Annotated in this window: 8 protein-coding genes; 3 read left to right on the forward strand and 5 right to left on the reverse strand. The window is 59.3% G+C overall.

All coding sequences use genetic code 11. The annotated features are described in order from the left end of the window. Nucleotides 1-182 precede the first annotated feature (182 nt). Together ACZZ0D_RS24620 and ACZZ0D_RS24625 are read right to left on the reverse strand one after the other, a co-directional pair. Nucleotides 183-2,543 carry an autotransporter family protein gene (locus ACZZ0D_RS24620; protein ID WP_463554508.1) on the reverse strand — a complete coding sequence of 787 codons (2,361 nt, stop codon included), beginning with the start codon at nucleotides 2,541-2,543 and terminating at the stop codon, nucleotides 183-185. Between the two features lie 198 nt (nucleotides 2,544-2,741). After that, nucleotides 2,742-5,699, reverse strand: coding sequence for an autotransporter outer membrane beta-barrel domain-containing protein (locus ACZZ0D_RS24625; RefSeq protein WP_463554509.1), 2,958 nt, complete (start codon nucleotides 5,697-5,699; stop codon nucleotides 2,742-2,744). A 228-nt stretch (nucleotides 5,700-5,927) separates the two neighbouring features. On the opposite strand from ACZZ0D_RS24625, the gene ACZZ0D_RS24630 reads away from it, so the two are divergent. Beyond that, nucleotides 5,928-7,280 (forward strand): type II toxin-antitoxin system HipA family toxin, encoded by a 1,353-nt coding sequence (locus ACZZ0D_RS24630; protein ID WP_463554510.1) that lies wholly within the window; start codon nucleotides 5,928-5,930, stop codon nucleotides 7,278-7,280. Next, nucleotides 7,277-7,555: a helix-turn-helix domain-containing protein gene (locus tag ACZZ0D_RS24635; protein WP_463554511.1), complete on the forward strand. Its 279-nt coding sequence runs from the start codon at nucleotides 7,277-7,279 to the stop codon at nucleotides 7,553-7,555. Before ACZZ0D_RS24630 ends, ACZZ0D_RS24635 begins: the two co-directional genes overlap by 4 nt. A gap of 97 nt (nucleotides 7,556-7,652) precedes the next feature. Here the strand turns inward: ACZZ0D_RS24635 and ACZZ0D_RS24640 are convergent, their stop codons facing one another. Genes ACZZ0D_RS24640 through ACZZ0D_RS24650 form a run of 3 tightly spaced genes read right to left on the reverse strand, consistent with a single transcriptional unit; the run spans nucleotide 7,653 to nucleotide 9,417 of the window. Continuing rightward, entirely contained in the window at nucleotides 7,653-8,324 is a 672-nt protein-coding gene (locus tag ACZZ0D_RS24640) for a GNAT family N-acetyltransferase (protein WP_463554512.1), read from the reverse strand. Between the two features lie 12 nt (nucleotides 8,325-8,336). After that, nucleotides 8,337-8,783 (reverse strand): N-acetyltransferase family protein, encoded by a 447-nt coding sequence (locus ACZZ0D_RS24645; RefSeq protein ID WP_463554513.1) that lies wholly within the window; start codon nucleotides 8,781-8,783, stop codon nucleotides 8,337-8,339. A 10-nt stretch (nucleotides 8,784-8,793) separates the two neighbouring features. Then, nucleotides 8,794-9,417, reverse strand: a complete 624-nt coding sequence (locus tag ACZZ0D_RS24650) for an FMN-binding negative transcriptional regulator (protein WP_463554514.1) — start codon at nucleotides 9,415-9,417, stop codon at nucleotides 8,794-8,796. 92 nt (nucleotides 9,418-9,509) lie between these two features. Here ACZZ0D_RS24650 and pdxR point away from each other — a divergent pair, with 92 nt between their 5' ends. Beyond that, nucleotides 9,510-11,063 carry a MocR-like pyridoxine biosynthesis transcription factor PdxR gene (pdxR, locus tag ACZZ0D_RS24655; protein ID WP_463554515.1) on the forward strand — a complete coding sequence of 518 codons (1,554 nt, stop codon included), beginning with the start codon at nucleotides 9,510-9,512 and terminating at the stop codon, nucleotides 11,061-11,063.

The following is an 11,063-nucleotide window of genomic DNA, read 5'->3' on the forward strand; positions in this document are numbered from 1 at the left end:
AACCGCTTTCGCGAGCAGGCTCACTCCTACAGGGGATCTTCAGTTGTCAGTTGCATTTGCGGGTGGCGCAGAACCCTGTGGGAGCGGGCTTGCTCGCGAAAGCGGTGTGTCATTCGAAGCAAATATCGACTGACACTCCCTCTTCGCGAGCAAGCCCGCTCCCACAACAGCCCATCAGATCGTTAGAACGCCATGCGCCATTGGCCCATCACCCCGGTATTGCGGCTGTCGGAGGCGATGTCGCCGGTGACGCCCATGCCCAGCGTGTGACTGGCTGACAGCGCCAGATCGAGGCCGGCATCCAGCGACAAACTGTTGCGATCCAGTTGCGCTCCAGCGATTTCGAAGCCGATCCCGCCGTTAAGCAATTGCTGACGAGTGTGCATGTCGAGCTCGCCGTAGGTATGTTTCCAACCCGCACTCAGACGCGGCGTCAGTTGCATGCCGTTGTCGAGGTTGTTGGTTTTTGCCATGCGCAAACCGAAGGTACTGCTCAGGTTTTTTTGTGACTGCCCGTGAACCTTCAACGCCGCGTCGCCACCTTTTTCGCTGTAACTGTCACGCTGGTAGCGCTGGTAACCGAGATTGGCGAAGGGCTCGAGTGTGAAATCGCCTTGGCCGAAGTCGTAACCCAGTTCGGCAAAGGCCTGTTGGGTGGCGGCGTCGTAGCTGCCTTTGAGGCGATCGCTAAAACCGTTGAACGCCACCCGACGTTTGCTGCTGCCGTCATGACTGGCATAAGTGGCGCCGAGGCGCAGCGCCAGCGGGCCGTCCTGACGCACCGCGTAGGCACCGACATGCCAGCTGTCGAGATCGCCATCGGCATGGCGCGCATCGAGTTTGGTCTGCGAGTTACCACCGATGATCCCGACATGCCATTGCTCATCGAGACGCCAGTCAGCACCTGCAACGAGACCTTGGGTGGAGTGTTTCAGGGTGCTGTCGGTGTCGCGATCAATTTTGCCGCCATTGCCTAATGCCTGAACCCAGACTCGGCCGTTACCGTCACCTGTTTTAGCCGATGTTGCATCGGTGTCGAGCTGACGCATGGCCGACAGCATGCTGTCGCTGACCGGTGAAACGGCGTTCAGCGTGGCTTTGGCGAGGTTGGCGTTGCTGCCGGCAGCGAGTTGATCGAGCGCTAAAGCAGCGGTTTTTCTGTTACTGCCGAGCAGGGCGACGATGGCTTTGTTAGCAGGTGCGATCGGTGCTGAAACCTTGGCAGGCGCCGCGCTTGTCATAGGTGCAGACGCTATAGCTGGCGATGCCGTCGCGGTCGGTGCGGAAGCCAAGAGGGGAGCAGGGTTTTCGGCTGGCGTGGAAGCCTCAACAGCAGCATTCGTTTCTACTGAAGCAACAGCCTCAACAGGATCAACCAAATCAGAAGCCACTGCCGAAACAGCAACCGCCTCAGGAACTGCAACGGCCTCTGAAATCGCCGTTTCGATCACTGGCGTTTCCACCTGCACTACCGTCGTCTCAGCCACCACGGGAACCGTCTCTGGCGCCGTGACCGGGGTGGTGGAAGCATCAAGCACCTGATCGATTTTCTTGCCAATCTCGCCAGCATTTTCCGAAGTTACGACGCTATCAATCGGCACTTCATTACGGCTAAACGTCAGCCCGACCTGTTTCTCTTCGTATTTCAGCGTCGGCGTCATGAACGCCAGATCGTTTTCAATACGACCGAATTCCCCAACAACTTTGCCCGCTTTCAGAATCGTGTGCTGGCTGCTTTTTGGATAGTCGCCCGCCGTTGTGAGTTGCAACGTCGAATTACCCAGATCGGCCGTCCCGGCGACCACGATGGTCTTGCTAACTCCTTTCGCTTTGACCTCGTAAGCCAATGTCGCACTGGGGTTCAGGTTCAGATCGCCACTGACGACAGGCACGCCAAGCGCCTGATTAACCGTCAACAATCCATGAACATTCAACGCGCCCGTTGTTCCGCCACCGGCGAATTGACCCTTTTCATCGACGTTGACGGCGCCGACGATGATTCCCCGGTTGTTGAGATTGCCGCCTGCGGAGACAAAGGCCCCTTGATTGATCCCGCCTTTATTGATCAGCGTGCCTTCGACCACGGCATGTCCAGCAATCACACCTTCATTGGTGAGCGTCGCTTGCGGACGCACCATGACACCGGCGGTGAAGTCCGAAGGCGTATCTTTAATTCGGATCCAGGTACCTTGTTTGACTTCCAGTCCATCGAAGTTTCGCGTTTCACCCAGCGAACCCTTGGCCGCATCGAGTTGCAGGACATTCACACCGCCAGCGCCATCCACCGGGCCTGCAAAACTGCCTTTACCGGTGACGATGAGCAAATCATCACGCTCATTAAAAGGCTCGGCATAACCCTTCTTGTCGATCGTCGTTTTAAGAGTGTCGGGGTCGTTGATGAAAATATCGAGTAGCGCCGTCAGCGCGCCTGCTGTTGGCACGTCGGCAGGCACTTCTTCGGCCTGTGTGAATTGAGCGCAGCTCACCGCGAGGGTGATGGCCAGCGCCAGTTTTTTCGGTTGGTAAAAGTGTTGAACGGGCATCAAGTAAGGCCTCTTTTGACTGGAGACCAAACTCTAAGTTGAAGGCCTGTGGGGCCGATGTCAGCTGCTTCCCACAGGCTTGCAGCTTCCTTCAGTTTCCTTTGTGGAAAATCGCCGAGGCTGAGGAAACGGTCGGTTTTACCCAGCCATTGCGACGTGTTTTCCTACAATGTTTACGGATGTAACCCGCTGGCAATCTCAGAAACTCATCTGCCATTGCCCGATCAGCCCGTGATTGCGGCTGTTGCTGCCGATCTCGCCGCTGTAACCGACACCCAGCGTATGCCGCGCCGAGATGCCGACATCCAGACCCGCTTCCAACACCAGGCTGTCACGATCCAGCGAGCTGCCATCGACACTGAACGCGGTGCCACCGGTGACGAAGGCCTGACGTGTCGAATCGCTCACATCGCCATAGGTATGTTTCCAACCGGCCGTCATGCGCGGCGTCAAGCTCATACCGTTATCCAACGTATTCAGGTGGGCCAGACGCAAGCCGAAGGTGCTGCTGAAGTTGTCCTGGGTTTCGCTGTCGACTTGCAGCGCGGCGGCACCACCCTTTTCCTGATAACTATCGCGGTGGTAGCGCTGGTAGCCGAGGCTGGCGAAGGGTTCGGCGTTGAGTCGACCGCTGCCCATGGCGTAGCCGAGTTCGGCGAAGGCTTGCTGACTGTCGGCGTCGTAATCGCCTTTTGGGCGATCGCTGAAACCGTTGAAGGCGACGGTGCGTTTGCTGTCCCCCTGATGGCCGCTGTACGCCGCGCCGAGACGCACTGAAATCGGGCCGTTCTGATGCAGCGCATAAACGCCGGCGTGCCAGCTCTCGACGTTGCCATCGACACCGCTGGCGTCGAGATCGGTTTTCGAATAACCGCCGAGCACACCCACGCGCCACGCCGGATTCAACGACCAGTCGGCGCCGAGCACGCTGCCCTTGGTGCGTTGTTCCAGACCGCTGCTGCCATGTTCGCCGTCGAGCTTGCCGTAGCCGCCGATGCCTTGCAGCCACAGACGGCCACGGGCGTTCGGGTCATTCAGATTGCGCGCCTCGGAAGGCACGCCGTTCGCCGCCAGCACCGGTGTATCGCGCTGATCGAGGCCGACAGCCAGGCCCGGGCTGCCGCCGATTTGTTGCATCGCCGAGAGCATGCTGTTGCCGACCTGACTGCTGGCGGCGAGGGTGGCGCTGGTCAGGTTGGCGTTGCTTGAACCGGCGAGTTGTTCGATTGCGGCGCCCGCCGTGCTTTGCGAGGTGTTGAGCAGCGCGTTGTACAACGCGTTGTTGCTGCCCATCGAAGCGATGCTGTTGGCGGCGTTGCGGCCATTGCCAGTGGTAGCGAACTCGTTGAACGCCACGTCGTTGCGGTTGTAACTCAGATCAACCTGCGTCGGCGTGTAGGCGAGGGTCGGCGTCAGGAACGCGTAGTCGCTGGTGACGCTGCCGAAGGTGCCATTGACTTGCCCGGCCTGCAACACGGTGTACTGGCTTTGCCACGGATACGTGCCGGGGCCGGGATTGACCGCCAGCGTCGCGCCGTTAAGGTTGGCGGTGCCGCCGACTTGCACCGGGGCGCTGCTGCCGTCGGCGTTGACACCATAGGCGAGGGTCGAGCCGCTGCCCATATTCAAATCATGCATGACGGTTGTGCGACCGAGGCTGGTGTCGGTGCGCAAGGTACCGTTGACGTCGAGACTGCCCACCGAACCGCCGCCGGCATACACACCGCCCGCATCGACGGTCAGGTCGCCAGCGATGCTGCCCTGGTTGATCAACGTCGCGCCATTGCGCACCGCGCCGCCCTCGCTGAAATCACCGTTGCCGGTCAGCGTCCATGCGCCTTGTTTCACATCCAGCCATTCGAAGTTGCGACTGTCGCCGAAGCTGCCGCCCGCGGCGTCGTCCATCATCACTTGGTCATCACCGCTGCCGCCATCGACCACGCCGCCAAAGCGGCTGCCGTTGCGCAAGGTCAGGCTGTCGTTGCCGCCACCGAGATCCAGCGCCAGGCCATTGCTGCCGCTGATGGTGCCGCCGTTGACCACGTTGTCATCGAACTCGCCGACGAATTTCACGCCGAAACCGTTAAGGCCCTGAATGGTGCCGAAGTTCTCCAGCGTGGTCGCTGCCAGCCCTGAATTGCCGCTGCCGTCGTCGACCAGAATCGCGCTGTCGGCGCCGCTGATCAGTGCGTTTTTTGCGTTGAGAATATAGCCGCCGCCCAGCGCGATCCCTTCGCTGCCGTTGGCGAAACCACCCTTGTCCACGCCGCCCGCGCCGACGCCTTGAATGGTGCCGTAGTTTTCGATGTGGGCGATGTTGTCGATGTCCACGCCGTCGCCGTCACCGTTCGCTTGCAATCCGGAGTAAGCGCCAGTGATGGTGCCGTGGTTGATCACCGTGCCGTCACCGTCGGAACCGAACCCGGAGCCGTTGCGCCCGGTGATCTCGCCGTAGTTGACCAGTGTCGCGCCGAGGTCGGTGGTGATGCCGTGACGACCACCGGAAATCACCCCGTAGTTGGTCACGCTGACGCCGCCAGCCGAGTCGATATCGATGCCGTCGAATTTCTCGTCGGCGTTGTGCGAATCGCCGGTAGAAATCTCGCCGTAGTTAGTGATCGTGGCGTTGGCGCCGGTCTTCATGCCGTCGCTGGCGTCGCCACGAATCAGCCCGCCCGCGCGATTGATGATGGTGGTTTTCACCCCGTCGCTGCGCAGCGCATCGAGATCCAGACCTTGGCCGGTGCTGGAGCGAATCACGCCACTGTTGTCGATCAACAGACTGCCGCTGACGAAGTTGCTGTCGATGCGCAAAGCGTCGTTGGCACCAAGAATCTGCCCGCCGCTGCGGTTATAGATCGCGTAGTCGCGGGCCTTGCTTTCGTCGCCGCTGCTATCAATCGCGCGGCCACCGGTGGAGATGATTTTGCCGGCGTTATCGATCACCACACCGGTGCCGCTGGTCTTGTCTTTCAGGCTGACGGTCTTGCCGCTATTGGTGATGCTGCCCGGCGCTGAAATGGTCAACGTGTCATTCCCGCCCAAGGTTTGCGCGGCGGTGGTGGCGGTGTCGATCTGAATGGTTTTGCCGTGTGCCGCCGTGGCGGAGATCAGCAGGGTGATGGCGAAAGAGAGACGCTGCGGCGGGAAGGACATGGGCGGAAGGCCTTTTTGTTATAAGCGGGCCGTCCTGTATAGCGAAGGGTTTTTACAGAATGATGTCGGTGGGTGATCTGCATTGTTTTGCAATCTGACTAAGTTGATTGAGAAAAATCTGCATTTTGTTGCAGATTTAAGCACTCTTTATCTTCATGAAATGCACTATAGTGCATCTATTGTCGAAATGATCTTTGCTGAAGTGCATTTAAATGCAGGTGGAAACGCATGTACAACCTGACATTACAGATTTTCACGGCCGGAAAATGGCAGGACGCCATGGTTTTGAGTTTCGATGACCCTGAAAAAGGCTTCGAAAGTCGCTGTAGTTTTGGCTACGAAACTCCGTACCTGGCCGACAACATTGAAGCTATAAATTCACCATTTTCCAAAGCCGTGAGTGCGCTGTACCCGTTGGATTGGGAAGGCCGGCGTTCGAAAACTCCTGCATTTGTACACGACATTGCCCCCGCAGGAGCGGCAAAGCGGTTTCTGCTTGCACGTCTTGGACAAGACAAGCCAGCGGACATCAGTGCCGATTTATATCTGCTGGGTCGGAGTACGCCTGCCCCCATCGGCAACATGCGGATAAAAGAGTCGGCCGAGGCTGTCGATGAGCGTCAGCCAATCGGATTCAAGCGTGAGGATGTCATCCACCATGACAGCCGTTTTCTTGAGTACGCCTACGAACTTGGCGCGGCGATTGGTGGCGCTACCGGGGCGGGTGGTGAAGCACCGAAGCTATTGTTGACCGAGAACAGGGAAGGGCTCTTGTTCCCCGACGCAGTGTTGGCCGACGAAGATGCCAAGCAGCATTGGTTCGTGAAATTTGCCAGAAACAGAGGCGGTCAAACCGATCAAGACATCCTTCGAAGTGAATTCCATTACTACAAGGCGCTTCAGACACTCGGCATCGATACGGTCGCGGCAGAAGGCTTGGCATTGGAAGAAGCCAATAAGCCAAGTTTGTGGATGCATCGCTTTGATCGCGAAGTATCGAACGGTGAGGTAAGGCGTTTTGCTGTCGAGTCGATTTACTCGCTGGCCGAGGTGACAACGCCGGGAAGTGCGATGAACCATCTGGACGTGATCCGCATGCTTGCCGGGCTTTGGCGCAAAGCGGGGCAGGCCACCCAGATCCCGGCGCTTGTGTCGGACTACTTACGTCGGGATCTGATCAACAAAATCCTTGGCAACTCGGATAACCATGGTCGCAACACCGCGATCATCCGGCAGGAAAACTCGTTTCGTCTGGCGCCGATCTATGACTTGGCCCCCATGGTTATGGATGACGAGGGTGTGACCCGGACAACCAAATGGCCGAAAGATCTGGAGAGGGCGGGAGATGTCGATTGGCGGGGCGTTTGCCGCGCATTGGCTGATATCGCTGATCCGAATGACCCTTTGGCAGGGTTATCGGATGCTTTGGCTCCTTTCGAACGCTTGCGCGAAGATGCACAACGCCTTGCCGCGCTCCCCGACATTTTGACAGCCAGCGGTTTACCGGACAGAACGATGAACCATCCTGGCATCCACCTGAAAAATCTGGAGCAACGCTTGAAAGAGTGGGATTTGAAATGAGCATGACGGTTGCGGAGCGCACGGTGCTCATCGAAAGCATTCAAGAGGCACTGGCCCAAGGGACAATGGAAATCAGCGAAGCCGTTCGCCGTTTGCGCGTGGAAGTGACCGGTCTGCATCAAGCCCAGTTTGCGAAGATGTGCAAAATCTCGGTTCGTACGTTGGTGCATATCGAGCACGGCGAGGGCAATCAGACATTGAAGTCGTTGAATGCTGTGTTTCGTCCGTTTGGTTTGAAAATGGGCGTGGTGCGCATCCGTAGGGACGTGGGTTAAAGATCAAAAGATCGCAGCCTGCGGCAGCTCCTACACGGATCAATGTAGGAGCTGCCGCAGGCTCGGGCCGCGTTCGGACGATCTTTTGCTTTGCGCCTCAGCTACGGCACTCAACCAAGCCTTTCACCTGTCCATCCGGCGTCTGGTTTTCATCGCTCAGCCAGCGCTCGAACCCTGTGCTAATCGCCGGCCATTCCGAATCCACAATCGAGTACCACGCGGTGTCGCGGTTCTGGCCTTTGACCACCATGTGCTGGCGGAACACGCCTTCGAAGCTGAAGCCCAGACGTTCGGCGGCGTATTTGGAGCGGGCGTTGCCGTTGTTGCATTTCCATTCGAGGCGGCGGTAGCCGAGGTCAAAGGAATGTTTGGCCAGCAGGTATACCGCCTCGGTGCTTTTCGGCGAGCGCTGCATCGGCGCGCCGAAGGTGACGTGGCCGATCTCGATGCGGCCCTGCGCCGGGACGATCGACATCAGGCTGAGGATGCCTTGCACCTGGTTGTTCGCACGGTCGATGACCGCGAAGAAATACGGGTCGCTGGCGGCGGCATGGTTGTTCAGCCAAGCGTCGAAAACGCTGCGTTCCGGGAACGGGCCGTAGGGCAAATAATCCCAGAGTTTCGGGTCGGCGCCGGGGCCTTCGAGGGCGGCGAACAGTTGTTCGCCATGGCGCGCCGGGTCGAGGCGTTCGAGGCGAATAAAACGCCCTTCAAGCAATGTGGCGGTAGGGGCGGGGACGCCTTTCCAGTCAGCCGGTGAAATGATCATGGGTGCCTCTCCTTAAATGGCTTTGCGAAACTGGATGAAGCCCGGGCGCTCGGCGATGCGCTCGTAGAGCTGGATCGCGGTGGCGTTGGATTCGTGGGTCAGCCAGTGCACTTTGCAGCAACCGTCAGCCTTGGCGGTGGCGTAAACGTGTTCGATCAGCAGGCGGCCGACGCCGGTGCCGCGTGTTTCCTCGGTCACCAGCAAATCCTGCAGGTAGCAGGAATTTTCGATGCTCCAGTTCGAGCGATGATAGATGTAATGCACCATGCCGACCGCTTTGCCATCGGCCCAGGCCAATGCTGCATGAGTCGGTTCGCTCGGATCGAGAAAGCGCTGCCATGTGCTGTCGGTGACGGCGTCCGGCAGTTCGGTGTTGTAGAAACGCAGGTAGGCCTGCCACAACGGCAGCCACGCGGCGCGGTCGGCGGCGCTGACCTGGCGAATGTCGATCTGATTCATGGTGATTTCCTTAGCGCATCAATTGGGCGAGAGTTTGATCGTTGATTTCGGGGCTGGCGGCCAGGCCTTCACGCACGCCGGCAATGTCTTCGGCGCTGCGGTTCTGACTGAGCTTGCGCTTGCCCTCGAGACGGTCGATGGGAATGGCGAAACCGACAATCGCCTTGAGCATGCCGTCGATGTAGTCAGCGGGCGCATCGGCAACTGACCACGGCTGGGCGCGGCCGGCTTCATGACGGTCGGTGAGGGTGCTGACGATGTCGAGCAGACGCCCGCCGTCGCTAAAGGTTTCGGCATGGCCGTAGGCGTGCACGGCGATGTAATTCCAGGTCGGCACGACTTTGCCGTGTTCGGCTTTGCTCGGGTAAAAACCCGGGCTGACGTAGGCGTCGGGGCCGGCAAAAATCAGCATGGCTTCGGCGCCGTCACGCAGGTCTTTCCATTGTGGATTGGCGCGGGCCAGGTGCCCGTACAGCGTGCCGTACTCGCCTTGTTCACAATGCAGCAGCACCGGCACATGGCTGGCTTGCAGACCGGTTTCGCCGTGGGTCACCAAAATGGCGAGGCGGGGGGCGAGGATCAGTTCGTGCAGTTGAGAGAGTTCTTCGATGGCAAAGGCGCGCGGCGTGTACATGGACAGATTTTCCTTGGCGAATGCCTGCATCCTAGGCAGGCTATTGGTCTGTTGTAAGAGCCATTGATGACCAATTTCATAGGTCCATTACCATGCCTGATTCGTCAACGCTGTCCATGCCCTTCAATCCCGCCGGTATCGAGCTTGATCGCCGACAGGGCTTGAGCCGCCAGCTCTATCAGGCGCTGCGTTTGCGCGTACTCGATGGGCGCTTGGCCAGTGGCACGCGCCTGCCGGCCAGCCGCGATCTGGCGGCGGCGTTGGCGATTTCGCGGAACAGCGTGGTGCGTGCCTACGATCAGTTGTATGCCGAAGGGTTTATCGAAGGGCGAGTCGGCGACGGCACTTACGTCGCGCAATTGGCGGCACCACCGCCCTCGGCGAAAAAACTATCCACAAAAGTATCCACAGGGTTGCCAACAGGCTTATCCACAGCCTTATCCACAAATTGGCTGGATTTACCTGTGGTTCCATCCAGTAAAGTTATCCACAGCGATACTTTTTCACGCATCGAAAACAACCATTTGGCCAAGCCGCCGAGTGGTTCACCGCGTGCTTTTCGTGTCGGTGTGCCGGCCTTCGATCTTTTCCCTTTTGAGGTCTGGGCCAAGCTGAACGCGGCTTTCTGGCGCAAGCCGGATTTGCAGCAACTGTGTTACGGCGACCCGGCCGGTGATGCGCGTTTGCGCGCGATGATCGCCGCCTATCTGCGCAGTTCGCGCGGCATGCAGTGCAGCGCTGAGCAAATTGTGATCACCAGTGGCGCGCAGCAGGGCATTAGCCTTTGTGCACAGTTGCTGGTGGAGCCGGGCGATGGCGTCGGAATCGAAAATCCGGGGTATCGCGCCGCTGGTCACGCGTTCGCCGTTGCGGGTGCGCGATTGCGTGGGATTGCGGTGGACGAGGAGGGCATTGATTGCGCGGCATTGGCAGCGGCAACGGATTGTCGCGTCGCCTATGTGACGCCGTCTCATCAATACCCGACCGGCGTGGTGATGAGTCTGGCGCGACGTCTGGAGTTATTGGCCTGGGCCGAGCGCACGCAAGGCTGGATCGTCGAGGACGATTACGACGGCGAGTACCGTTACACCGGCGCACCGCTGGCGCCATTGGCCGCGCTCGATCGGCAGGGGCGGGTGTTGTACGTCGGCACCTTCGGCAAGGTCGCGTTTCCGGCGTTGCGTTTGGGTTATCTGGTGTTGCCGCCAGCGCTGGTGGACGCCTTTTCCCAGCGCCGCGCGGTGGACGTACGCCACTCGGAAGTGAGCACGCAAACGGTGATGGCGGAGTTCATGGCGGCCGGGCATTTTCAGCGACACATTCGGCGGATGCGCCGTGCAGCGTTGAACCGGCGCAATACCTTGTTGGCCGGTTGGCCGAGCGATATTCCCGGCGTCGGCAGCCTGCCGAGTGTGGCGGCCGGTCTGCATTTGACCATTCCCGTGGACACACTGGCCCGCGAGCAACAGTTGATCGGTCTGGCCGCCAGCGCCGATGTCGAGATCAACGGTTTAAGCAGTTATTGGCTGCCGGATTCAACCTTGCCGGTGGATCAACGCGCCGGCCTGGTGCTGGGTTTTGCCGCCGTGCCCGAGGCAGCGATCAACGCTGCGCTCGGGCGATTGAAGAAAGCCTGGTGCGACTGA

Source organism: Pseudomonas sp. AC193 (genome assembly GCF_979258075.1).